This window comes from Enterococcus rotai (assembly GCF_001465345.1).
GTDB lineage: Bacteria > Bacillota > Bacilli > Lactobacillales > Enterococcaceae > Enterococcus_L > Enterococcus_L rotai.
In genome coordinates this window covers 3,623,558-3,648,191 of the sequence record NZ_CP013655.1, presented here as the reverse complement: position 1 = coordinate 3,648,191, position 24,634 = coordinate 3,623,558, and the positions used below count along the sequence as shown (strand labels likewise).

The 24,634-nt window shown below is 36.6% G+C and carries 25 protein-coding genes; 16 read left to right on the top strand and 9 right to left on the bottom strand.

Annotated elements, in window-relative coordinates:
* Positions 1-26 precede the first annotated feature (26 nt).
* Positions 27-1,844 carry an oligoendopeptidase F gene (gene pepF / locus ATZ35_RS16300; protein ID WP_208928162.1) on the top strand — a complete coding sequence of 606 codons (1,818 nt, stop codon included), beginning with the start codon at positions 27-29 and terminating at the stop codon, positions 1,842-1,844.
* A 56-nt stretch (positions 1,845-1,900) separates the two neighbouring features.
* Here pepF and ATZ35_RS16295 read toward each other — a convergent pair whose 3' ends face one another.
* Complete coding sequence (locus tag ATZ35_RS16295) at positions 1,901-2,551, bottom strand: ClpXP adapter SpxH family protein (protein WP_208928161.1); 651 nt, start codon at positions 2,549-2,551, stop codon at positions 1,901-1,903.
* 117 nt (positions 2,552-2,668) lie between these two features.
* The gene (locus tag ATZ35_RS16290; protein WP_208928160.1) at positions 2,669-3,253 is read right to left on the bottom strand and encodes a CYTH domain-containing protein; all 585 of its coding nucleotides are present in this window, start codon (positions 3,251-3,253) and stop codon (positions 2,669-2,671) included.
* Between the two features lie 194 nt (positions 3,254-3,447).
* On the opposite strand from ATZ35_RS16290, the gene yjbM reads away from it, so the two are divergent.
* The 6 genes from yjbM (at position 3,448) to ATZ35_RS16260 (ending at position 8,425) form a co-directional block, all read left to right on the top strand.
* The gene (gene yjbM, locus ATZ35_RS16285; RefSeq protein WP_208928159.1) at positions 3,448-4,128 is read left to right on the top strand and encodes a GTP diphosphokinase; all 681 of its coding nucleotides are present in this window, start codon (positions 3,448-3,450) and stop codon (positions 4,126-4,128) included.
* Between the two features lie 10 nt (positions 4,129-4,138).
* Positions 4,139-4,936: an NAD kinase gene (locus tag ATZ35_RS16280; protein WP_208928158.1), complete on the top strand. Its 798-nt coding sequence runs from the start codon at positions 4,139-4,141 to the stop codon at positions 4,934-4,936.
* A 7-nt stretch (positions 4,937-4,943) separates the two neighbouring features.
* Positions 4,944-5,837: an RluA family pseudouridine synthase gene (locus ATZ35_RS16275; protein ID WP_208928157.1), complete on the top strand. Its 894-nt coding sequence runs from the start codon at positions 4,944-4,946 to the stop codon at positions 5,835-5,837.
* Positions 5,838-5,874: 37 nt separating this feature from the next.
* Positions 5,875-7,218: a magnesium transporter gene (gene mgtE, locus ATZ35_RS16270; protein ID WP_375179625.1), complete on the top strand. Its 1,344-nt coding sequence runs from the start codon at positions 5,875-5,877 to the stop codon at positions 7,216-7,218.
* A gap of 196 nt (positions 7,219-7,414) precedes the next feature.
* The gene (locus ATZ35_RS16265) at positions 7,415-8,053 is read left to right on the top strand and encodes a TetR/AcrR family transcriptional regulator (protein WP_208928156.1); all 639 of its coding nucleotides are present in this window, start codon (positions 7,415-7,417) and stop codon (positions 8,051-8,053) included.
* Positions 8,054-8,176: 123 nt separating this feature from the next.
* Positions 8,177-8,425: a hypothetical protein gene (locus ATZ35_RS16260; protein ID WP_208928155.1), complete on the top strand. Its 249-nt coding sequence runs from the start codon at positions 8,177-8,179 to the stop codon at positions 8,423-8,425.
* A 59-nt stretch (positions 8,426-8,484) separates the two neighbouring features.
* Here the strand turns inward: ATZ35_RS16260 and ATZ35_RS16255 are convergent, their stop codons facing one another.
* On the bottom strand, positions 8,485-9,117 hold the full coding sequence (locus ATZ35_RS16255; protein WP_208928154.1) for a copper homeostasis protein CutC: 633 nt from the start codon (positions 9,115-9,117) through the stop codon (positions 8,485-8,487).
* Between the two features lie 138 nt (positions 9,118-9,255).
* Between ATZ35_RS16255 and ATZ35_RS16250 the strand changes: the two genes are divergently transcribed.
* Both ATZ35_RS16250 and trmL read left to right on the top strand, forming a co-directional pair.
* Positions 9,256-10,101 carry a methyltransferase domain-containing protein gene (locus ATZ35_RS16250; protein ID WP_208928153.1) on the top strand — a complete coding sequence of 282 codons (846 nt, stop codon included), beginning with the start codon at positions 9,256-9,258 and terminating at the stop codon, positions 10,099-10,101.
* Positions 10,102-10,342: 241 nt separating this feature from the next.
* Complete coding sequence (trmL, locus tag ATZ35_RS16245) at positions 10,343-10,849, top strand: tRNA (uridine(34)/cytosine(34)/5-carboxymethylaminomethyluridine(34)-2'-O)-methyltransferase TrmL (RefSeq protein ID WP_208928152.1); 507 nt, start codon at positions 10,343-10,345, stop codon at positions 10,847-10,849.
* Positions 10,850-10,917: 68 nt separating this feature from the next.
* Here the strand turns inward: trmL and gloA2 are convergent, their stop codons facing one another.
* On the bottom strand, positions 10,918-11,298 hold the full coding sequence (gloA2, locus tag ATZ35_RS16240; protein WP_208928151.1) for an SMU1112c/YaeR family gloxylase I-like metalloprotein: 381 nt from the start codon (positions 11,296-11,298) through the stop codon (positions 10,918-10,920).
* A gap of 217 nt (positions 11,299-11,515) precedes the next feature.
* Here gloA2 and ATZ35_RS16235 point away from each other — a divergent pair, with 217 nt between their 5' ends.
* The 3 genes from ATZ35_RS16235 to ATZ35_RS16225 all read left to right on the top strand — a co-directional run bounded on the left by ATZ35_RS16235 (position 11,516) and on the right by ATZ35_RS16225 (position 16,177).
* Positions 11,516-12,145, top strand: coding sequence for a histidine phosphatase family protein (locus ATZ35_RS16235; RefSeq protein WP_208930520.1), 630 nt, complete (start codon positions 11,516-11,518; stop codon positions 12,143-12,145).
* A gap of 32 nt (positions 12,146-12,177) precedes the next feature.
* Positions 12,178-14,769 carry an SF1B family DNA helicase RecD2 gene (recD2, locus tag ATZ35_RS16230; RefSeq protein WP_208928150.1) on the top strand — a complete coding sequence of 864 codons (2,592 nt, stop codon included), beginning with the start codon at positions 12,178-12,180 and terminating at the stop codon, positions 14,767-14,769.
* Between the two features lie 292 nt (positions 14,770-15,061).
* A complete protein-coding gene (locus ATZ35_RS16225) occupies positions 15,062-16,177 on the top strand; it encodes a PLP-dependent transferase (protein ID WP_208928149.1) in 1,116 nt (371 codons plus the stop codon).
* A 50-nt stretch (positions 16,178-16,227) separates the two neighbouring features.
* On the opposite strand, the gene ATZ35_RS16220 is transcribed toward ATZ35_RS16225, so the two are convergent.
* On the bottom strand, positions 16,228-17,187 hold the full coding sequence (locus ATZ35_RS16220; protein ID WP_208928148.1) for a diacylglycerol/lipid kinase family protein: 960 nt from the start codon (positions 17,185-17,187) through the stop codon (positions 16,228-16,230).
* Between the two features lie 232 nt (positions 17,188-17,419).
* Here ATZ35_RS16220 and ATZ35_RS16215 point away from each other — a divergent pair, with 232 nt between their 5' ends.
* Positions 17,420-17,926, top strand: a complete 507-nt coding sequence (locus ATZ35_RS16215) for a QueT transporter family protein (protein ID WP_086278954.1) — start codon at positions 17,420-17,422, stop codon at positions 17,924-17,926.
* Between the two features lie 158 nt (positions 17,927-18,084).
* A complete protein-coding gene (locus tag ATZ35_RS16210; protein WP_208928147.1) occupies positions 18,085-19,290 on the top strand; it encodes an aminoacyltransferase in 1,206 nt (401 codons plus the stop codon).
* Between the two features lie 32 nt (positions 19,291-19,322).
* On the opposite strand, the gene ATZ35_RS16205 is transcribed toward ATZ35_RS16210, so the two are convergent.
* Genes ATZ35_RS16205 through ATZ35_RS16190 form a run of 4 tightly spaced genes read right to left on the bottom strand, consistent with a single transcriptional unit; the run spans position 19,323 to position 22,301 of the window.
* Positions 19,323-19,967 carry an ECF transporter S component gene (locus ATZ35_RS16205; RefSeq protein WP_208928146.1) on the bottom strand — a complete coding sequence of 215 codons (645 nt, stop codon included), beginning with the start codon at positions 19,965-19,967 and terminating at the stop codon, positions 19,323-19,325.
* A 16-nt stretch (positions 19,968-19,983) separates the two neighbouring features.
* Positions 19,984-20,526, bottom strand: a complete 543-nt coding sequence (gene coaC / locus ATZ35_RS16200; RefSeq protein ID WP_208930519.1) for a phosphopantothenoylcysteine decarboxylase — start codon at positions 20,524-20,526, stop codon at positions 19,984-19,986.
* A 2-nt stretch (positions 20,527-20,528) separates the two neighbouring features.
* Complete coding sequence (coaB, locus tag ATZ35_RS16195) at positions 20,529-21,296, bottom strand: phosphopantothenate--cysteine ligase (RefSeq protein ID WP_208928145.1); 768 nt, start codon at positions 21,294-21,296, stop codon at positions 20,529-20,531.
* A gap of 15 nt (positions 21,297-21,311) precedes the next feature.
* Positions 21,312-22,301 (bottom strand): oxidoreductase, encoded by a 990-nt coding sequence (locus ATZ35_RS16190; protein WP_208928144.1) that lies wholly within the window; start codon positions 22,299-22,301, stop codon positions 21,312-21,314.
* Between the two features lie 810 nt (positions 22,302-23,111).
* On the opposite strand from ATZ35_RS16190, the gene ATZ35_RS16185 reads away from it, so the two are divergent.
* Entirely contained in the window at positions 23,112-23,654 is a 543-nt protein-coding gene (locus ATZ35_RS16185; protein ID WP_208928143.1) for an FUSC family protein, read from the top strand.
* Between the two features lie 243 nt (positions 23,655-23,897).
* The gene (locus tag ATZ35_RS16180) at positions 23,898-24,440 is read left to right on the top strand and encodes a helix-turn-helix domain-containing protein (protein ID WP_208928142.1); all 543 of its coding nucleotides are present in this window, start codon (positions 23,898-23,900) and stop codon (positions 24,438-24,440) included.
* Positions 24,441-24,634 lie beyond the last annotated feature (194 nt).

Sequence of the window (24,634 nt, the reverse complement as noted above, 5' to 3'; positions counted from 1 at the left end):
AGAATAATTGAAAAGGGGTAGATGGAATGAGTGAAGCAAAACAATTACCAGAACGTTCAAGTTTACCAGTAGAAAAAACATGGGACTTAACGAAAATTTTTAAGGATGATCAAGCTTTTGATGAGGCATTTCAAGCTTTATCTGATAAGTTAAAAGAAGTTGAACAGTTTAAGGGATCTTTAGATAAAGGCAGTGATGCATTTCTAGGCAGTATTGAAATGTTATTAGCGATTTATCGTAAAGTCGAAGTCATTTATGTTTATGCTCATTTAAAAAATGACCAAGATACGACGAATACAACGTATCAAGCACTTTATGCTAGAGCAAGCTCTTTATTAGCACAGGCTAGTGAATCAGTTGCTTGGTTTGAACCAGAAGTATTATCGTTGGATGACGAGAGAATTTGGGGTTATTTTGATGAAAATCCTAAATTGGCAACTTATCGACATTTTATTGAAACTATTTTAAATGAACGTCCGCATATCTTGTCTGCTGATCAAGAAGCTTTATTGGCTGGTGCAGGGGAAATTTTTGAAGCGTCTAGTAATACGTTCTCCATCTTGAACAATGCCGATTTAAAATTTCCAGTTATCGAAAATGAAAATGGTGAGAAGATCCAATTGACACACGGTGTCTATGGACAATTGATGGAAAATACTCATAGAAGCGTCCGTGAAGAAGCATTTAAAGGACTCTATAGCGTTTATGAACAGTTTAAGAATACATTTGCACAAACGTTAAGTTCACATGTTAAAGCGCATAACTATAAAGCAAAAGTTCGCAACTATTCCTCAGCGAGAGCAGCAGCACTAAGTAACAACCATATTCCTGAAAGTGTTTATGATACATTGGTGGACGTAGTAAACCATAATTTACCATTGCTGCATCGTTATGTATCTTTACGTAAACGTCTATTGAAAGTGGACGAACTGCACATGTATGATATGTATACGCCTATTTTAGGAGAAGCATCGATCAAGTATTCTTATGATGAAGCAAAAGCAAAAGCGCTCACTGCATTGAAACCTATGGGAGAAGAATACCTAACGGTTGTTCAGTCCGCTTTTAATGATCGATGGATCGATGTTATTGAAAACCAAGGAAAACGTAGTGGAGCATATTCATCAGGGGCATATGACACAGCGCCATATATCTTAATGAATTGGCATGATAGTTTGGATCAACTATATACTTTAGTTCATGAAATGGGACATAGTGTTCATAGCTATTTTACTCGAAGCAATCAGCCATATGTTTATGGCGACTATTCAATTTTCCTAGCTGAGATAGCATCTACGACAAATGAAAATCTATTGACCGAATATCTATTGGAGACTGAGACAGATCCCCGAATTCGTGCGTATGTCTTGAATCATTATTTGGATGGTTTCAAAGGAACGATTTTCCGTCAAACACAATTTGCTGAATTCGAGCACTTTATTCATACGGAAGATGCCAAGGGGACACCTCTAACGAGTGAATATCTAGGTGAGTATTACGGAGATCTAAATCAGAAATATTATGGACCTGATGTTAAGAAAGATCCAGAAATTTCATTAGAGTGGTCTCGTATCCCTCATTTTTATTACAATTATTATGTCTATCAATATGCTACAGGTTTTTCAGCAGCATCAGCGCTAGCAAATAAAATATTAGCAAACGAGCCCTCAGCTTTAGAAAATTATTTAACTTATCTGAAGTCTGGAAGTAGTGATTATCCAATCGAGGTAATGAAAAAAGCTGGAGTAGATATGACAAAACCAGAGTATATCGAAGATGCGATGACAGTTTTTGAAGCGAGATTAAATGAATTAGAACAACTTATAGAATCTTTAGAGCAATAAAAAAGAATGATCAGATTTCCTCTTATTCAGAAGAGATCTGATCATTCTTTTTTTACTCAAAGTAAATGTAAATGACCATGAGGAACACGGGATTCCTCAAAGTGATTTAATTCAAATTTTTCATGAAAATACTGTAGATTATCTTCTGATGTTTCGCAAAGCCGTTTGATTTCATCCATTGATTCACAGTCTTCTACGAGTACACCAAAATCACGATCACATGTATAGTTATAAACTACTGCAGAAGGGTGTTTTACGATCCCCATTTCACGAGCAATTTGTTGATCTGTTTGAAAGGATTCCTTTACAAAGTCAGATTGACGATCTGCTTTAAACATATCTAGGTCACCGCCAGCTTCTACAACTAATTTTTCAGCTAACTCTGATGAATAAGGTATATTTTCCTCGGCTACAGCTTGTTGTAACCCAAGTAATAGATGACGCCCTTTTTTCTTTCCTTGCAATTGTGCTGCTTTGTAATCAAGTGCAGCTGAGTAAACATCTTCAAACAATTGATTCCGTTGTTCGATATCATGTGTTGGAATCTCGAACAACTTTATAAGATGGTTTATGGTCCGCATGTTCACGAGCGGAATGAAACGAAATTGAATTTTTTTATTCTCAGTTTCAACCAATTTTAAAATATCCTTTTCTACGTTGAGACAAATGCCCCCCAAAGGATTAACGAACAGATAGATTTCAATCATTCATACTTCCTCCAATTTGACTCTTTTGCGACTAGACATCATTTCTCAACTAAGTGACCCTAATTTATCAGAAAAACTAGGAAAAATGAAATGATATGTTTTTACTATTATAACTTCTTAATCTTTCTCTTTTGAGCTTAGCATCATGCGTTGGATTTTGTTAGGAGACGGGGATTCTTTGATAGTCAAAGTATCCAATAAGGAAAGAAAATCTTTCTTACCGTTGGTTGCGTCATTTACTTCTAACTCCAACTCAAAATCATGTTGCTCATTGTACCAACTTTCATCTAGCGCGAGTAAACCTTGGGGAAGTTTTATTTCTGCTCGTTTAGTTGTTAAGCTGCCGATTAAACGTAAATCACTTTGGTCAATTCCTAATTGATTCAATTTGTTGTAAACATTTCCAATAGTTGGAAGTGTGGCCGATTCAACGATAGCCTTTGCTTCATCAACAGAAAGCGTATCATTGATTTCCAACAAACCGACTTTTTCAGGGATTTTTAAAGTGATTTCTGCATTATCTGATAGGACACGAACTCTCAGACCCATCCGCCTTTTTCTAAGTTGAAAATCGGCTGAGTCAAAATAATAATTGATTTGGGTAAAAAATTGTTCTTCTTTAAATTGAAAGTAGTCAATCACACGTGAAAATTCTTCTATAGATAATAATGTCTTAAATTCTATTTCTAAATTTTCACTCACGTTTTTGGACCCACCTTCTTTAATTTAATTCAATTTTTGCATACTTTCCCCTATTACGTCAAGAAAAGTGAACTAGAAGTTAAAAAATTTCCTATTGTTGAAAAAATTTATACAATTTCTCAAATTACCCTATTTTTCTCAGCTCTATGGTAAAATAAGCAGTGAATCAAATTCAAGGAAATAGAGGGATTAGGATGGAGAAAGAGTGGGAGCTTTTTCTGGCACCTTATGAACAGGCTGTTGGAGAAATGAAAGTTAAACTGCGCGGTATTCGTAAGCAGTTTCGAGAGCAAAATAAACATACACCTATTGAGTTTGTAACAGGAAGAGTGAAACCTGTAGATAGTATTTTAACGAAAGCGGCATTGCGTAATATTTCTGTTGATCGTTTGGAAGAAGAGATGCAGGATATTGCAGGTCTGAGGATCATGTGTCAATTTGTTGAGGACATTCGGCAAGTGGTAGCGATTATCCGTAATCGAAAAGACTTGAAAATCATTCAAGAACGAGATTATATTACTAATAAAAAAGAGAGTGGCTATCGTTCGTATCATTTAGTGATCGAATATCCAGTTCAATTGATTACAGGCGAAAAAATGATTTTAGCTGAAATTCAAATTCGGACATTGGCGATGAACTTTTGGGCTACGATCGAACATTCATTAAATTATAAATATCAAGGTGCTTTTCCAGAAGAGATGAAAGAACGGCTGCAGCGTGCGGCTGAAGCTGCCTATCAATTAGATGAAGAAATGTCCACGATCCGTGAAGAAATTCAAGAAGCTCAGCATTTGTTCTCACATGGACGAGGAAAATCAAAAGCTAATTATTATCAAAATTTCAATGATCGTAAAGAGCAGTTAGAGAAAGAATAGGGGGAGCAAAATGAAAGTAGCCATTGTTCATAATCATGAACACAAATCAAGTGAAGTTACTCGCCATTTACTCCTGCTTCTGAAAAAAAATAAAATCGAAATCGATGATCATCAACCTGATCTTGTGATTTCTGTAGGTGGTGATGGGACGCTATTATCTGCTTTTCACCGTTTTAGTCATCGATTAGATGAAGTCAGTTTTTTAGGTGTTCACACTGGTCATTTAGGGTTTTATACGGACTGGCGGGATTATGAGCTAGAAGAATTAGTTCAAAGTTTGTTAGTTCATCAAGAAAAAAGTATTAGTTATCCCTTGTTGGATGTGAAAATCAGTTTTCATGGAAATAAACCGGATAAACATTTTCTGGCACTAAATGAGTCAACGATCAAGCGAGCCAATCGGACGATGGTTGCGGATGTATTGATCAAAGACGAACTGTTTGAGCGCTTCCGTGGCGATGGGTTGTCTGTTTCCACGCCGACAGGTTCAACAGCGTACAACAAGAGTATTGGCGGCGCTGTGCTGCATCCAAGTATTAATGCATTTCAATTAGCTGAAATTGCTTCATTGAATAATCGCGTATTTCGAACATTAGGCTCTCCGATCGTGATAGCTCATACAGAATGGTTGGAAATTAAATTACAGGAAAGCAATGATTATTTGATCACGGTCGACCAATTAGATATTTATCAAGATGATATCAAGTCGATTTATTATCGTATTGCGGATGAGCGGATCCACTTTGCCTCATATCGACATATGCATTTTTGGCATCGTGTAAAAGATGCCTTCATTAGCGAGGATTAATAACTTAATGGAATTTTATTGGACAGTAGAAAAAAAAGAATCACAACAAGTAAAAGTTTTTTTAAAAGAGCAAGGCATCTCAAAAGGTCTATTAGCGAAAATTAAGTTTCAAGGTGGTAAAATCGAAGTCAATCAGTCAGTTGAAAATGCCTTGTTCAAATTATCTTTCGGAGATCAAGTTAAAGTCACGATTCCAGATGAAAAAGAGCATGAGACATTACTTGTAGATGATGTGCCAATTGATATCGTATTTGAGGACGATCATTATCTAGTTGTGAATAAGCCAGCAGGAGTTGCCTCGATCCCTGCTCAATATCATCCTAATGGAACTATGGCCAATCGTGTAAAAGCCTATTACAAAAAGCAAGAATATAAAAATCAGGTGATACATGTCGTCACTCGCTTGGATCGAGATACGACAGGTTTAATGCTATTTGCTAAGCATGGTTTTGCTCATGCGATGCTGGATCAAGAATTGCGTAAAAAAGCAGTAATCAAAATTTATCAAGCACTAGTAGGCGGTTCGACTTCTGAATTAAAAGAGCATACAACCATTCAACTTCCAATCGGTCGGGATTTATCTTCTATTTTGAAACGAACGATTGTTGAAACCGGACAACAAGCTGAAACGGAATATTGGCTGACAAAACGCAAAGGCGATGAAGCTTTGGTCAATATTCAACTTCATACAGGTAGAACCCATCAAATTAGAGTGCATTTTGAGGCGATTGGGTGCCCTTTGTTGGGTGATGAGATGTATGGTGGTAAAATGGATAGTGGTATTGAGCGTCAGGCTCTACATTGCTGTAAATTGAGTTTTATTCATCCGTTTACCAAACAACGCTTAGAATTAACTTCTCCTTTAGCAGAAGATATGAATAAAATTGTAGATCGATTATAGATTGAAAGGAGCGGTTTAAGTGAATGAAGGGCAAGAAATGGACGATCATTTTTCGTTACTGCTAGAAAAATTGAAAGACCAACAAATGGCTGAATTCAGAGAATTGTTTTTAGAGCTCCACATATACGAACAAGGACAATTCTACCAATCGATTGACGAAACAGATCGAAAACAAATTTATAGTTATCTGTCACCAAAAGAATTGGCGGATATGTTTGATGTTATTGAAGAAGATAACGAAAACATGAAGGATTATATTGCTGAAATGCGTCCTAGCTATGCTGCAGAAATGTTATCAGAGATGTATACGGATAACGCAGTTGATTTATTAAATATGCTGGATAAAGGTCAAAAAGCGAAATATTTAAGTCTGATGAGCACAGAAGATGCTGGTGAGATTAAAGAACTATTGCATTATGAAGATGACACCGCAGGCTCGATCATGACAACTGAGTTTGTCTCTATCGTGGCTAACCAAACGGTGCGTTCTGCAATGTATGTCTTGAAAAATCAGGCAGATGTGGCCGAGACGATTTACTATGTTTATGTGGTCGATCAGGAAAACCATTTAGTCGGAGTTATTTCTTTGCGTGATTTGATCGTAAATGATGATGACACGATGATTTCTGATGTTCTAAGTGAGCGGGTTATTTCTGTTCATGTTGGCGATGACCAAGAAGATGTTGCCCAAACGATTCGGGATTACGATTTCTTAGCCTTACCGGTCACAGATTATGATGATCATCTTTTAGGGATCGTAACGGTTGATGATATCATCGATGTTATCGATGATGAAGCGGCCAGTGATTACTCTGGTTTGGCTGGGGTCAACGTCGAAGAAGTCAGTGAAAATCCATTCAAAGCAGCTTCAAAACGATTGCCGTGGTTGATTACGTTATTATTTTTAGGGATGTCTACAGCAACATTGATTAGCCATTATGAAGAATTAGTAAGTGAAGCAAGTATTTTGGCTGTATTCATCTCATTGATCACAGGGACTGCCGGAAATGCGGGCACCCAATCATTAGCGGTGGCAGTTAGAAGACTAGCAGTATCAGATGAAAAAGATAATAACTTTGGTCGCTTGATTGTCAGTGAAGTATTGACTGGTTTAGTAACAGGAGCAATTACAGGAGTAGCAATTTTTCTTGTTGTTGGTGTTTGGCAGCATAATTTCCCATTAGGTTTTGTCATTGGAATGGCGATGCTGTGTGCGATAACTGTAGCGAACCTAGCAGGAAGTTTGATTCCAATGCTGATGGATAAATTAGGCTTTGACCCAGCAGTAGCTAGTGGTCCATTTATTACAACTTTAAGTGATTTAACCAGTGTTTTGATTTATTTTAATATTGCTAGTCTTTTTATGCAGTATTTTGTGTGAAAGTAAATATAAGAATGGGTTTCTCCGTTAAATGGGTTAAAACGTTATTCATATCTAGGGAATGAAATAAAAGTGATTTTTTACTTTTATTCCATTCCCTATTTTGTATGATTTTGGCGGGAAAAAGGACTAGTGATTGACAAGAATAATATTTTTAGTTATGATACATACTAACGGTATGTATGGAGGAGAGTTTGTGGCACGTAATAAGTATCCAGAGGAAACAGTAAAAAAAATATTAGATGTATCAGAACAGCTCTTTTTAGAAAAAGGTTACGATCATACGACAATTCAAGATATAATTGATCATTTGGGGGGACTAACAAAAGGCGTTATCTATCACCATTTTAAATCAAAAGAAGAAATCTTTAATACTATATTAGAAAAAAGATATGCTATTGGGATAACGGATCAAATTGAATCAATGAAAGACATAAGCGGTTTTGAAAAAATTAAGAAAATCAATTCAATGAGTTTAAGATCATTGGAGCATCAAAAACTTGCTTTTTCTGCAAAATCATTGATTACAAACCCCAGAATTATTGGGGAACTGTATGCGGAAGCTTTTACAAATATTATTCCCTATATTAAAACATTCGTTGAAGAAGGGATCAAGGACGGTTCAATCAAAACGGATTATCCTCAAGAAATTGCCGAGTTGATTGTAATCTCGACAAATATCTGGTTAGCTCCTTCGTTTTATAAAATGGATGAAAACGCGCTTTTGAACAAGCTGTCATTTTTTAAAATGCTCTATGAAGGCGTAAATTTTCCGTTGATCGATGATGAGTATATAGATGATGTAGTGACGATGTTTAGGGCGATTCAAGAATAAAAATGCGTAGTTGCATTTTTTATTTTTAATAAATACATACCGTTAGTATGTATCTGTTTGAAGTAAAATAAGTCAGTGTAAGACAAATTAGTTCAATAGGAAAACAATCATAGGAGGAAAAAAATGATCAATGAAATGAATAAAAAAATAAACAAGATTAATAAAAAGTTGCGTGTAAATGTTGAATTACCGGAATTTACAAGTAAGAGATTGAATCAAAGTGCAACAGTTAATTTGATTATTGGTGGGGGATTAGCTAGTGCAGGAGTGTTCTTAAAGCGAAATGAGCTGTTTTTTTTAGGTAGCTTAGGTCTTTTAAGTAGCTTAGTTATGAGCATCGAGGCAAAAAAATTACAAGATAAGTCAGAGTAAATGATCAAAAATAGAGGGAGATGATTTATATGAAACAAACCTCTCTCTCTATCTATACATTATTCTACAATTTTTGTTCCGTGGACTTCGTTGACACCTAAAGAATTTAGAACAGTATCCGCGTTTTTACTAGAAATTCCCCCGCCTGGCAAGATGATAAGCCGTTTGTCAGCGTATTGAATGAGCTCTTTCAAATGATCAAAATTTTCTTCAATTGGGCTTCCAGCAGGACCTCCATGTGTGAGAATCCGGTGAACATCATGATCAGCCAACCAATCGATTGCTTTAAATTGATTTTCTTTATTTAATACATCAAAAGCCATATGAAACGTGATTTGTAATCCTTCTGCAGTATCGATCAATAACTCTAAAGCTTCTTCATCTAACCAGCCATCAGCTGTTAGACACCCTAAAACAACACCATCAGTTCCAATTTTTTTTGCTTCGATTAAATCTGTATGCATGATTTTAAGCTCAATATCATTGTAAACAAAATCTCCGCCTCTGGGTCTGATGATCGTCATAACAGGAATTGATTTTTCTCCAGCATATGCTACAGCTTCTTCGATCACACCAGTACTCGGGGTTGTACCACCTACGGCTAAATTATCACATAATTCGATTCTTCCAGCTCCGTTGCGAATAGCTGTTGGGATATTTGTGAAATTCTCAGCACAAAATTCTTTTATCATTGGATTCACTCCTCATTTTTTCTTCACAGGCATTGTACCATAATTCTAGCGGTTGCCAAAGTCTGGTTCTCGTTGTAAGATAAATAGCGATAGTTTAGCAGACAATTTCAGAAATTATAATGAATAGGAAGTAGCCTTATGTTAAAAAAAATTGATTTTGCACGTATTTTTTTAGAAACGCACCATGAACAGTTTCTTTGTCCAGTATGTAAGCAGTCATTTCAATTGGAAGGCTACAGTCTGATTTGTGCGCAGAATCATCAATTTGATTTATCAAAGAAGGGAACGATTTATTTTCTTTCCCATAGTGTTCAGACTGAATATAATAAAAAAATGTTGCTTCATAGAGGTCGCTTGATTCAAAGTGGCATGTATCAGCTTTTGTTGGAAAAAATCATTGCTGCAATGGATTTAACTGGTTCAACGTTAGATGTTGGCTGTGGTGAAGGAAGTTTCTTAGCTGAATTGTCTCAATTAGGATTAGCTGGTGCAAAATATGGTTTTGATATTTCAAAAGATGGCATTTACTTAGCGAGTAATCAGCCGATCGAGGCTTTTTGGTCAGTGGCAGATCTGACCAATTTACCGTTTGCAAATCAATCAATGGATACCATTTTGAATATTTTTTCGCCCTCTCATTATCAAGAATTTCAGCGTGTTTTGAAACAAGATGGAAATGTGATCAAAGTGATCCCCGAAGCTGATTATTTGAAAGAGTTAAGGGCAGCGTTTTATCCAGAAGATAAAACAAAACAAACCTATTCAAATGAAAAAGTTTTAGCCAAGTTTTCTAAAGAAATGACTGTTTTGAGCGATGAGCGAGTGAGCTTTACGTATGCTATTCCGAAAGAGTATCGTTTAGATTTATTGGAAATGTCTCCGCTTGAATGGGGAGTGGCTGAACAAGTAAAAGAAGCGCTTCAAGAAAATCCATTAACTGAAATTACAATTGACGTCCGCATGTTAAAAGGAAAGGTTAGATAACGCTTTCATTTAGTTAATTTACTAAAAGGTATTGCAAAGCTCTGATAATGGTGTTATATTACATACAAGTTGTTTTTTCGTTGGTTTTTATCAGGTTCCTGTTCTGATAAAAGTTAGTGAAAAGAGCTTCACTAACGTAGCGACTCGCAGTGATTGACACCGAGGCGATACGTTTTTTTTTATGTTGATTTTAATGGAGAAAATAGATAATGAGTCATCTAATCGAAAGGAAACTGTAATCATGACAAATCATATCGTATTGTTTGAACCACAAATCCCAGCGAACACTGGGAATATTGCCCGAACTTGTGCCGCAACTAATTCACCCTTACATCTCATCGAGCCGTTAGGTTTTTCAACAGATGACAAGCACTTGAAAAGAGCCGGATTAGACTATTGGAACGATGTTAATATTATGTATCATAAAGATTTAGCAGCCTTTTTAAGTTACTTAGAGGATCGTCCACTGCACTTGGTCACAAAGTTTGCAAATCAAACGTATAGCGAAATGGACTATGCTGATGGTAAAGATCATTACTTTATGTTCGGGAAAGAAACGACTGGATTACCAGAAGAGTTTATGCGTGAAAATGAGGAGAAGTGTTTACGAATTCCAATGAATGATGAGCATGTGCGTTCATTAAATTTATCAAACACAGTAGCGTTGGTGGTGTATGAAGCATTACGCCAACAGGATTTTCCAGCTTTAGAATTGAAACATCATTATGAAAATGATAAATTAGATTAAGAGTTTAAAAAACTGTTCCTTTGATTGCAAAGAGAACAGTTTTTTTTATCGAAGAGTAAGTGAATGGTTCATTCATGTAATTCTAGAGGCAGACCATCTGGATCAAAGAAAAAAGTCATTTTTTCACCTGTAAATGTATCTGTCCGAAGCGCCTCACATTCGATTCCTTTAGTATTTAAAAAGGCAATAACTTCTTCAATGTCCTCGACTTTAAAAGCAAGATGACGCAATCCTAAAGCTTCAGGATAAGATGGACGTTTAGGTGCATTAGGTGTTATAAAAATCTCTAATTCCTGTTGCCCTAGTTTTAAGTCCAGTTTGATATCCTTTTTATCTGTTCTTTGATTTTCACGGATAATTTCAAAACCTAGTTTTTCGACATAGAATTCTTTTGTCTTATGATAATCAGAACAATTGATGGCAATGTGATGAATGTGTTTAAAAAACAAATCAGGTTCCTCCTAGATCTAAATACTAGTAAAGTTAGTGAGTTAAAACTACCTAGTCTAATTTACTTTTTATTAGGCAGACAATCAAGTAGTTTGTTTAGAGAAACATTTTGGTTAAATGGAATTTTCACAGTGAAAATGATACACTAGATAAGATAACTTAGCGATAAGTAGGAAGCAACGAATGAATAAACCAGAATTAAGGGAGCAAAAGCAAATGAAATTATATTTTACTCGTCACGGAAAAACAGAATGGAATCAAGAGCTTAGATTTCAGGGAATGAGCGGTGATTCACCACTGCTTCCAACGAGTTATGATGAAATAAAGCAATTAGGTCAAATGATCAAAGATGTGCCTTTTGAAAAAATATTTTCAAGTACCTCAATGCGTGCGAGAAAAACAGCTGAAGGCATCAATCAGGAACTTGAACGGCCAGTAAAAATCGTTTACACAGATGAGCTGAAAGAACTAGGTTTAGGAAAATTAGAAGGACAATCGATTGCTGAAATGAGAAAAACATACGAAAAAGAATTAGAACATATGCGCTATCGATTGGATCGTTACAATCCAGAAGTCTTTCAAGGAGAACCGATCGAACAGGCAATTTCCCGTATTGCAACAGTAGTTGAAGCAGCGGTAGAATCAGGTGATGGACCTTATCTTTTTGTTGGGCATGGGGCATCGTTAACGGCTGCAATCCAAGCACTTACTGGCAAAGATTTAGCCGATTTACGTAGCATGGGCGGACTTAAAAATAATAGTTTGTCGATTCTAGAAACAACAGAATCAGAGGCTGATTCAGCTTACACGTTAAAATTATGGAATGATGATTCTTTTTTACAATAAAAAATACTGTTTGATGGAACGAGGTGAAAGTAATGGAAACATTGTTTGGTGATGAGGAAAAAGAATATGTGGTAGGCCAAGTTCAAGCGATCTTTTTTCAAAACCCTAGCAATTTTTATAAAGTTTTACTAGTAAAGATCACGGATACGAATACAGATTATTTAGAGAAAGAAATTGTAACAACGGGTAGCTTCGGTCAAATCCAAGAAGAAGAGATTTACCGTTTTTTTGGTCATTTCGTCGATCATCCTCGTTATGGTAAACAATTTCAAGTCGATAGCTACCAGCAAGAACGACCAACTTCTGCAAGTGGTGTGGTAAATTATCTTTCTAGTGAAAAATTTCCAGGAATCGGAAAGCGAACAGCTGAGAAAATTGTGGAAATCTTAGGGGAAGATGCAATTGACCGAATCATTGCTACACCTGATGTATTAGCAGAAGTTCCTCAATTAAATGAAAAAAAACGCCAAACAATTATCGAAACGATCCGCTTGAATCACGGAATGGAACAAGTAATTGTTGGGTTAAATCGTTATGGCTTTGGTAGTCAGCTGTCATTTGCGATTTATCAAACATATAAAGAAGAGACCTTAGATATTATTCATGAAAATCCCTACCAATTAGTGGAGGATATTGAGGGAATTGGCTTTAAACGAGCAGATAATATTGCAGAACAACTTGGCATTGGAGCTGATTCTGATAAACGAGTCAGAGCTGCGATCACACATGAGATTTTCCAACATTCTGTTCGGTCAGGAAATACCTATGTGGAAGCGGAAATACTCCTTCGTGAAACGATCAATACCTTGGAAGCCAGTCGTCCTGTTGAAATATCTTTAGATCAAGTAGCAGAACAAATCATTCATTTGGTGGAAGAAGGTAAAATCCAGCAAGAAGGCACTAAACTTTTTGAAAACAGCTTATATTTTTCTGAGTGGGGAATTGGGACCTCGATCCAGCGTTTACTTTCACGAAAAAAAGAAATTAAATACGAGAAAAAAGAGATTGAAAAAAATATACGAGGTGTGGAAAAACGTTTGGGGATTCTATATGGTGATTCTCAACAAGCAGCAATCGAAGAAGCGATCAAGTCGCCATTATTTATCTTAACTGGTGGACCAGGAACGGGGAAAACTACTGTCATCAATGGGATAGTTTCAGTTTTTGCTGAACTAAACGGACTTTCTCTCGATGTAAAAGATTACACTCAGGAAATGTTTCCAATTTTGCTAGCGGCTCCGACTGGTCGTGCAGCCAAGCGGATGAATGAAACAACAGGCTTGCCTGCCAGTACGATTCACCGTTTGTTGGGACTAACTGGGAGGGAAAAAAATCCCAGTATGACAGCCAAAGAACTAGAGGGTGGTCTCTTGATCGTCGATGAAATGTCGATGGTTGATACTTGGTTAGCCAATACCTTGTTTAAAGCTATTCCAACCAATATGCAAGTGATTTTCGTTGGGGATAAGGATCAATTACCTTCTGTTGGTCCGGGGCAAGTATTGCACGATTTGATGCAAATCAACGAAATTCCCCAAAAAGAGTTGACCGAAATCTATCGACAAGGGGATGGGTCAAGCATTATTCCGTTGGCTCACGAAATCAAGCAAGGCAAATTACCTCAGAATTTTACTGTAAATCAAAAAGACCGTTCATTTTTCCCTAGTGATGTCCATCATATTGAGACCTATGTCCGTCAAATCGTGACCAAGGCAAAGGCGAAAGGTTTTTCACCCCAAGATATTCAATTATTGGCTCCGATGTATCGTGGAGCTGCTGGGATCGATGCGCTGAATAAAATGATGCAAGAAATTTTCAATCCAAATGATGGCACAAAAAAAGAAGTAAAGTGGAATGAGTCGGTTTATCGTATTGGAGATAAGGTCCTACATTTGGTCAATACGCCGGAATTGAATGTTTTTAATGGTGATATGGGTGAAATTGTCGGAATTATTTTAGCTAAGGAATCAGAAGATAAAGTCGATGAATTAGTGATTCAATTTGATAACAATGAAGTTAGCTACAAACGTAATGAGTGGAATAAAATCACGCTTTCATATTGTTGTTCGATCCATAAAGCCCAAGGTAGTGAATTTAAAATGGTTATTTTACCAATGGTTCACCAGTATCATCGGATGCTGCAAAGAAACTTGCTTTATACGGCAGTTACTCGAAGTAAAGATATTCTGATTTTACTGGGAGAAGTTCAAGCGTTTAATACTTGTGTAGCCCATGAATCTGCGAGTCGCTTAACTATGTTGAAAGAACGAATTACTAGTGCTGATGATATGTCACTGACTACCAGAATGCAGCTGGAAGCTTATGAAGAAGGTTTAAATAAGGAGACACCATTTTCTGATACAGCGGGAGCAGACAAGTCGATCGTGTATGAGACAACCAATGAGAATAAAGCAGCGGTAATCGAAGAAACAACAGAGCCAATCAGTACAGTTGTTAAACCTAAAATAGAAGAAATGTCATTATTTAATGAACCGGCGCAAGAAAGTGCGGAGCAAGTCAACGAAGTCCTAGATCGATTACTAACGCCAGACCTAGTAAAAACGCAGACAATTGATCCAATGATCGGCATGGGGCAAACAACGCCTTATGATTTTATGAAATAATCGCTAAACTGGAAGGAACGCACCGCCGTTATTCCAGTTTTTTTCTTGCTTTGAGCAAAGACTGGTGTATATAATGAAAAGCAGAGGCTGGGACAAGTGTTTAACCTCGAGAACCAAGTAGGTACTGTGCAACATCAGCTCGTACCTCGCTGTGTTTTACAGCAATAAGAAGGGATTGCTTTTGCATCTACGGTTCTCGTTTCACTCCGATCCTCGAAGCATGGAGGACCGTTTGCTCCCGCCGTTTATTCGCATGAAGGTAGTTTAATTTTGGTAGAAATGAGGGAAGATAATGGAACAGCAAGAACAATCGGGACAAATTCAAACCGACACATTTTTGGCACAAATCGGTAATCATCAAAACCCAGTAACTGGATCGATCAATACGCCCATTTATTTTTCAACAACGTATGAACATCCAACCCTAGGTGAGTCGACGGGCTATGATTACACAAGAACTAAAAACCCAACCAGAGAGGTTGTAGAATCCGCTTTAGCTGTATTAGAAAATGGTGCAGTTGGTTTAGCAACAAGTTCTGGCATGAGTGCGATTCAATTAGTCTTCAGTCAGTTTCCTGTAGGCAGTCAAATCGTAGCATCAAGAGATTTATATGGTGGCAGTTACCGCTATTTTAAAGAACTAGAGTATCAAGGGATGTATCAATTTATTTATGTTGATGATGAAGCAGGTTTTGAAAAAGCCATTACAGACGAAACAGCAGCAGTGTTCATTGAAACCCCGACAAATCCTTTAATGAGTGAAGTATCACTTGAAAAAATTGCGATTTTTACCAAGCAACATCAAGCGCAATTGATCGTGGATAATACCTTTTACACACCGTTGATCCAGCGCCCATTAGACTTAGGAGCGGATATTGTATTGCATAGTGCAACTAAATATTTAGGTGGGCACAATGATTTATTAGCAGGTGCTGTGATTGCACGCTCTCAAGAAGTTGGCGAAAGACTAGCCTATAGTTTGAATACAACAGGAGCTGTCCTGTCACCTTTTGATAGTTGGTTGTTGATCAGAGGACTCAAGACGTTAGCTTTGCGTATGGAAAGACATGAAAAGAACGCGCAGGCAGTGGTAGCCTATCTAAAATCGAGTCCCTATGTTAACGAAGTAATGTATCCAGGACGTGGTGGTATGCTGAGTTTTAAAATCAAAAATCAAGAAATGATCAAAGAATTTCTACTGAATTTAACGATTTTCACCTACGCAGAAAGCTTAGGCGGTGTTGAAAGTTTGATCACTTATCCAACAACGCAAACCCATGCGGACATTCCAAAAGAATTAAGAGAATCATATGGTCTAACACCAGACTTATTAAGAATATCTACTGGAATTGAAGCAAGTGAAGATTTGATCGCTGACTTGAAGCAGGCATTTGAATTATTAGCATAAAAAATAAGGTTGAAAAAACATTCGCTGTTTTTTCAACCTTATTTTCATATTTAAAACCAAAATAATCTAGTTTCTGTCCCAAAAGAAATATCAGCACTTCTTTTCCCTAGAATTTCTCCATCAGCGTGAATATATTGGGGAACGGTAGAAACGATTCTTAATTTGCTAGATTGAAAATGATGAAAGTATTTCGATTTCATATGCTTCTTTTGAATCAATAAACTAATGAGCCAAAAAATTTTAAACATATTCACTCGTTCTACTAAAACAAAATCCAAAACAGGTTTACGTGGATCAGCAACTGGAGCAATCGGTACCCCGCCACCAAAATAGGGATGCTTTGTCACCGTACATAAAAAAGCTCGGTCAAATTCATGATTCTTTCCATTTACTTCAACAAGAATTGGAAAGCCTTTTTGCGTAAATAATACCTTTAGAATAGAAAAAATATAAGATAATGAGCCCATGTTGAATTTATTTAATGCATTTTTTGATGCAGAAGTATTGGCTGCGTTGACGATCGCAGCATCTAGGCCAATCCCGATATTATTGACCGCAAGTCCAGTTTCTTCTTGAATCGATTCATCATAAGTAATCACTTGGATTTCCTGCGGTATTTCTGCTTTGAGAAGTTGGAAGAACGCTTTTTCGGCTTGTCTATTGATTCCAACACCACGGGCAAAATCATTTCCCGAACCGCATGGAATATAGCCAATCGGAATCTTACTGCCAAAAGGTTGTAAGGCGTTAAGAACACTATGCAAGGTACCATCTCCGCCAAGAACAACTAAAAGTGGGAAAGTATCGATATCTAAATCAGTGCTCCATGGAATCAGAGTATCTTGTGCTAAATTTTGGACAATCTCGATTTCATGTCCAGCATGATCTGTATAAAAAGTCGTATAATCAATAGTAGCCGTTTGTAATTGTTTAATGATTTTATCTGCAGCTTTACGCCCAGTACCGCTGCCGGCATTCTCATTGATGACGAGATAAAAATGTTTCTTCATTTGTTTCCTCCTTGTACAAAGTCTTATTATAACAGACATGTGAAAAATTAAGAATAATGGATGCTTAAAAACGATAAATAAAACTGCACAAAAATGGATTTGTTTAGACTTTTTATTGTGAAACCATTAATAATGCGATATAATGCCTACGTATCAATTTTTGAGGAAACTGATCCTCAACAAGGTTCATCAACCATCCCTTGTAAAAAAACTCGGAGAAAGTGGGGAAACTATGCAAAAAACTGTTACAACAAACAGTAAAGTAAAAGCAATCACCATGAATGGTATTGTGATGGCGTTATACCTTGGCTTAACGATTTTAGTTGCACCTGTTTCGTCAGGGCCAGTCCAATTTAGAATTTCTGAAAGTTTGAATCACTTAGTTGTTTTCAATCGGAAATTGATGTGGGGCGTTTTAGGTGGCGTTGTAGTTTATAATTTTTTCTTTGGCTTTGGTGCAATTGATGCATTATATGGCGGACTACAATCCTTTATTTCGTTAGGGCTGACAGCATTATTACACAAAAGAGTACCGAATGTTATTGCACGCTTAGCACTAAATACGGTATTTTTCACTGCGACAATGTGTATTATTGCCTTTATGCTGGCACCAAATGGCGGTGCAGCTTTCTGGGGGAACTACGCAACACTTGCTCTTAGTGAATTTGCGACTATGGCAGTTGCGGCACCTGTAATGTACTGGATCAATAAATCCGTTCATTTTGAAAAACGACTTTGATCAATAAAGAATAATAAGAGGTACTCTCTAGTCTATTTTTAGTCTAGAAAGCACCTCTTATTATTTTTTAACCAATTTCATGAAAAACTTTACTGTTCCTGTACAATAAATTATGATATGGTAATACAGAAGCTAAAATGTAGAGGAGTTTTTTTATAATGTTTGAATTTAAAGTTGGCGTTGATGCCAAAGAACACGATAAATTTGTGGAAAGCCATCCCTTATGCAATTTATTACAGTCATCTGCATGGGCAAAAGTAAAAGATAATTGGGGCTCAGAAATTGTCGGAGTTTACGAAAATGGTACCTTAGTTGCCTCTAGCTTGGTATTGATTAGACCATTACCAATGAAATTTTCGATGCTTTATACACCACGCGGTCCAATCATGGATTATACAAATTCAGAACTAGTTGCATTCTTTTTAAAAGAGCTAAAGCAGTTCGGTAAGAAAAAACGTGCCTTATTTGTAAAAATGGATCCAACAGTTCATTATAAAGATTTTCATCTTGGCGAAGAACAAACAATTGATCCAATGGCACAATCAGTCATTGATAATATCGTCGCAAGTGGAGCGAAACACCAAGGCTTGACGATGGCGATGGATGCAACGATCCAACCCCGTTTTCAAGCAAATATATATAAAGAAGATTTCAGCGAAGAACAACTATCAAAAAGCACAAAAAAAATGATGAAACAAGCTCAGAAAAAAGGCGTTATGGTTAAAATGGGGCATACTGAATTAGTTGATGATTTTGCTAAAGTGATTGAATTGACGACGGAGCGTCAAAATATTTCATTGAGAAATAGTGACTATTTTGAAAAATTATTAAGGATCTATCCTGAGAGTTCATTTATCATGTTAGCACAAGTCAACTTGAAAGAACGTTTTGAAGAAACCAAACAACGCTTTGATAAAAATAAAGAAGATCTAGCAAATCTCAAAGAAAATCAAGTGAAAAAACGTCATAATTTAGAAGAGCTTGATTTTTCGCTAACCCGTGAAATGACGGAACTGGAAGAAAATATTGCACATTCTGGAGATGTTGCGGTCGTGGCTGGCGCTTTAGCGATTACCTTTGGATCAACTAGTGAGATTTTGTATGCTGGGATGGATGAACGGTATAAGCGCTATATGCCTGCATATCTAACCTGGTTTGACGCAATCAATGAATGTTTTGAACGAGGCTGTACATCTTGTAATATGGGTGGATTAGAAGGTAGTTTGAGTGATGGCTTGATCAAGTTTAAAGCGAACTTTAACCCAACCGTAAATGAATTTATAGGTGAATTTGATTTACCAGTTAATGGCTTGTTGTTTAAAGCGAGTGAATATGCTTATAAATTGAAAAAACAAAAAAAATAAAGATTGGGGCAGGATTAGCTGCCCCAATCTTTTTATAATTTTTGCGTAGCATTCCTTTTCACTAAACGTAATAATACTGAAGCAACCCCAACAGTCGCAACTGCTGCAACGATTGCTTCAACAACACCACTAGTAAAGATAACGGTCAAAATACCAGTATAAATTGCCGCGCCACTAACGCCGATACTTTGTCCATAAGAATCTTTAAATAGAAAATAAATCAAGTTCATTACAAGAATCGTATTAGTAGCTGATCCTAGGAAGCCTGCGATGAATAAACTGACTGGTTGAGAGCTCGGTTTATTTTTTGTTAGTTTTTTAAGACCGATAAAGACAAAATAAGGGACGATACCGATTAAAATTCTTGGGACCATAGCTACAATAATCGCTTTCCAGCTTCCTTGATCTGTTCCAATCACAGGAATAAATGGGGAGAAAATAAACGATAACGGAGATAGTATAATCGTACTACGAATCATACTGATAATTCCGAAGACACCACCTAAAAAAGCGCCAATTTTTGGGCCTAAAACAATAGAAGCTATAATCACAGGAATGTGCATAGTGGTTGCATTGATAGGTCCAATTGGAATAAACCCTAAAAAAGGAACGGCAGATAATAAAATCAAGATTGCTAAAAACATAGCGGTTAAGGTAAATGTTTTTGTATTTTTCATAAATGACTCCTCAAAATTATTTCGCTAAAACTTCATTGATCGTCGCAACAATCTCCTCAACGGTTGCCAGAGCGCCACGCCCAAAATCACCACAAGCTAATAGTGCTTCACGGGGATCAATTTCATGATACCCAACTTCTTTCAGTGTCGTCAAATTCCGTTGCGTGATCGGATTTTGATACATATACGTATTCATCGCTGGGGCGATAAACTTCGGAACTTCTTCTTTTAACGCTAAGGCAACAGTTGAAAGCATGTCATCTGCAATTCCGTTTGCCAATTTGGCTAGAATATTAGCAGAAGCTGGAGCGACTAAAAAAAGATCTGCTTTTTTGGCTAATTCAATATGGTTGATCTTATCTGGAGCAATTTCTTCCATAACATCTGTATGGACTGGATTTTTAGATAGTGATTGTAACGTCAATGGTGTGATGAATTTGGTACTATTCGTTGTCATGATGACGTCAATATCATACCCTAATTTCGTGAGTTGACTCGTTATATCTGCAGCTTTATAAGCAGATATGCTGCCGGAAACCCCTAACAGTATGTTTTTCATCATTAGTTCCTCCATTTTTCTTCAACTTTTTTAACGATCAGTTGAGCGATCTCGTTTTTAGTCTGAGCTGTCACAGTTTGACCTTGTGCGTCAATCAAGATACCTTTATGTTGGTCTCCATGAATCTCTTCAAGATCATTTGCTAATACGAAGTCACAATTATTTTTTGCTAAAATCGATTGTCCCACATGAATCAGTTCTTCTGTGGAAACGCCGACCAACAACTTAAATCCAACAAGAATGGCCTGTGGCTGTTGTTCCTTCAGCATTGCAATTATTTTAGGATTTTTCTTCAAAAAAAGCAAGAGTCGATCGGTTCCAGAAGGAATTTTTTTCTCTTGTTGGCTAGTTTTACCAATTTCGTCCAGACTAAGGTAAAGAGCTTCAGTTAATTTAGTTAAATCGGATAAAGCAGGCTGTTTTGCTAATGTAGCAGCCAGTTTTTCAATAAAGATCTCTTCTGACATAGTTGTTTCAGTTGTATAATCACTCACAGCCATGCTATGGATGATTCCGTCGAACGACTGCTGCTTAAATTGTTCAAGCAAAGCTGCTTCTAAGTCTTTTGTTGTTTCGATTTCGATAAGAGTCAAATTTTCTTCTGCTTTTGGTCTGACAGCTTGAGGAGTTGTTACATAGGTTAAGTGATGACCGTTAGCTAAAAAGTGTTCACCGATCTCTTTTCCTAAACGTCCTGTCGAATGATTCGTGATGGAACGGACATTATCAATCTTTTCTGAAGTTCCACCTGCTGTGATTAAAATATTCATTTATGTGATGCTCCTTTACTTCATTTTGACGATAGTACGACCATGATGAGTCCCAGATTGTAATTGTTCAAAGATCGTTGGAAGTTCTTCTAATGAAATCTCATTCGTTAGCGCCTGTTGACTTACATTTAAATCAGTTGCTAGACGTTGCCAAATAACTACTCGTTGAGGCATTGGCACGTTGACTGAGTCAATCCCTAATAGATTGGTTCCTCTTAAAATAAATGGTAACACAGTTGTATTTAACTTAATTCCTGCTGCATTTCCACAAATCGCAATATTACCACCATAACTAAGCTGGGGTAAAAGGGCACAAGTAACATCGCCACCAACAGTATCGATCGCAAAATCAATCGTTTGTTTTGCTAAGGGTTTGATTTTTTCAGGCATAAATTCATCTAGTAAAAGAACTTCAGCGGCTCCGATTTTTTTCAAGGAATCAGTAACTGTTTTTTTTCGACTTAAAGCAATGATATTCCCATAACCTAATTTTTTCAACATTGCAATTGCTAAAGTTCCCACACCGCCAGAAGCTCCAGTAACTAAAATTGTGGCTTCTTTATTTTGAGATAATCCATGTTGTTCAAGAGCTTGAACTGATAAGGCTGCAGTAAAACCGGCCGTACCGAAAAGCATAGCTTCTTTTAAACTTAGATTTTCTGGTAAAGGAACGACCCATTCTGCTGGGACTCGAGCGATTTGGGCAAAACCGCCTGTGTGTGTAACGCCTAATCCATAACCGGTCACGAGAACCTTATCAGATTTCTTAAAGCGATCATCTTGAGAGGACAAAACAGTCCCGCTTAAATCGATTCCAGGAATCATTGGATACGTACGAATGACACCGCCATTTGGTTTAACGGCAAGTGAATCTTTATAATTGACCGAGGAATAGGCAACTTGAATGACGACTTCACCTTGAGATAGTGTATCAATCGTTTTTTCTTCTATGTTTAGAGCAATATTTTCCTCGTTTTCATTGATTGTTAGTGCTGAAAATGACATAGTAGATAACCTCCTTTATTAGATGTTTCTTTGATTGTTACTATCATACCATATTCTGTTTTTTTTCTTTGGTAAAATCGACTGAAACTTCTTTTTTTAGAGTGAAAAAAAAAATGAAAAAGAAGCAGTCGATCAACTTTGGCAGGATTATATACACTACGGAATGAATAAATAATTATCAGTAAACAGGAAAAGAGACACGATCTGTGATGGATCATAAGAAAAAACAAAAGCAACGCATAGTGTGATTAAGAATTATTGCATTGATTGATACATATCTAGACTGGGAACAAAGAAAAAATATTACGCAATAAATTGAAAGCTTGAGAGAAGTCTTGATTGAACCAGATATTAAAAAGAATTTTCCAAAACGAACTATAGGAGAGTCATGATATGGAAAAAAATATCTGTACAGAATGCGGAGTGGCTTTATGGGGACTAGCTCTGAAAAATTGACAAAACAAGAAGTTGAAGAGTCTGAAGCCTTGTTTTTAGTTTTTTTTATACGACTGAGGAACAAGAACAGGTAATTAATACGTTTATTGCTTAACATCCGAGTATACCTGTTATGAATAAGAGTGATTACATTAAATAAAAAATGATTCCTAGTAGAACTTGTTTATCTGATCGTAATTATTTAAACAGATAGTTCATAAAATAATGTAAGAACTCTTTTGGATTTTAGGATGATACTTAAGCCGAAATAGGGTAGAATGAGAAAGAGTAGTCTTTACTTAGTTGACCCGGTCAACTAAAGTAAGTCATTGAGAGCCATTATTTTATGATCAAGTTTGAAAGGAATTTAGTTTGTTGAAATTTAAGATAGGTATGCGAACATTTAAAACAGGGTTAAGTGTCTTTTTTTGTATTTTAGTCAGTATTTTGTTAAAACGAGAAACTTACGTAGTTGCTGCAATTACAACTGTCTTCACTTTGAGAGAAGATATGGAAAATACCTTGAGATATGGCAAACATCGTATTATTGGGAATGTCATGGGTGCAATCATGTCTATCGCGGTGATCGCCATATTCAATTGGCTAGGTAGGACAGAATTAGTACAGTTGATTTTTATTCCAGTTATTATTACGCTGATGATTGCACTACTCGCTAGCTTAGGGTATCACGAAGGAACAGTTGGAGCGTGTGCAACACTGTTGACGATCGTTTTTATGATCCCAGCTAATCAATCATATGGTTATGCATTTGCAAGAGTAGTCGATAGCTTTATCGGTATGGGGATTGCGTTGTTGGTGAATTACGTAATTCCATGCAAAGTTGATAAAAAAAGATTTATAAGAACTGGCAAGAGTGAAGAAGAGGTTGGGGAAGAAGTGTTTAATCCCGAGAAATAAGCCGGAATTCATGTGTCAGGGACATAACTCGCAGAGTTATGTCCCTGACACTTTTTTATTTTGTCAAAATAATCCAATCAGTGTTAGCATAAAAGAATGAGATGATGCTAAAAAATGAAAATTTTTTATTAAAATTAGTTGCTATTTTTTGAAAAATTCGTATACTAGAAAAAGTAAAATTAAACTTGTAGTTTAGTATTAGCAAACTTTTAGATAGTTAAAAAATAGAAAAGGGGTGGGGCAATGGAGATTGGTGAGAAGCTCCGTAATTTACGAGTGCAGAAAAACTTGACACAAGAAGAATTAGGTGAGCGAACTGATTTAACGAAAGGCTATATTTCTCAGTTAGAACGTGATTTAAGTTCTCCCTCGATGGAAACGTTCTTTAATATTCTTGAAGTTTTAGGGATTACACCAGAACAATTTTTTAGTGAACGAACCTTGGCGCAAAAAATTGTTTATAGAGACGAAGATAGTACACTTTATTACGATGAAGAAAATAGTTATGAATTGAAATGGTTGATTCCCGAATCGAATGAAAAAGAAATGGAGCCAGTTTTGCTGACTTTTGATAAGAATGGTGAATATAAGACGTTTGAACCTTCTTTATCTGAGACTTTTATTTATGTGATCGATGGTTCAGTTTCTTTGATCTTAGGAGAATCGACTTATTCTGCTAAAAAAGGGGAAGCCATGTATTATCAAGCGACAGAACCACATCAGCTAATTAATCATTCAAAAGGGAAAAGTCGCGTATTGATTGTGGCTACGGAATCTTATTTATAGTATCTGGCTTTAAGGGCTAGCTTTTCGGGAAAAAGATAAAATCTGATTGTGGCATAAAGCGCCACCCTTCTATTTTCCTATTTTTCTGTCGGAGCTAAACGAGCCCGCTTCACTTTTAAATTTATCTAGCTACGCGGGCTAGCTCCTCGGAAAAAAGATAAAATCTGATTGTGGCAAAGAGCGCCACCCTCATA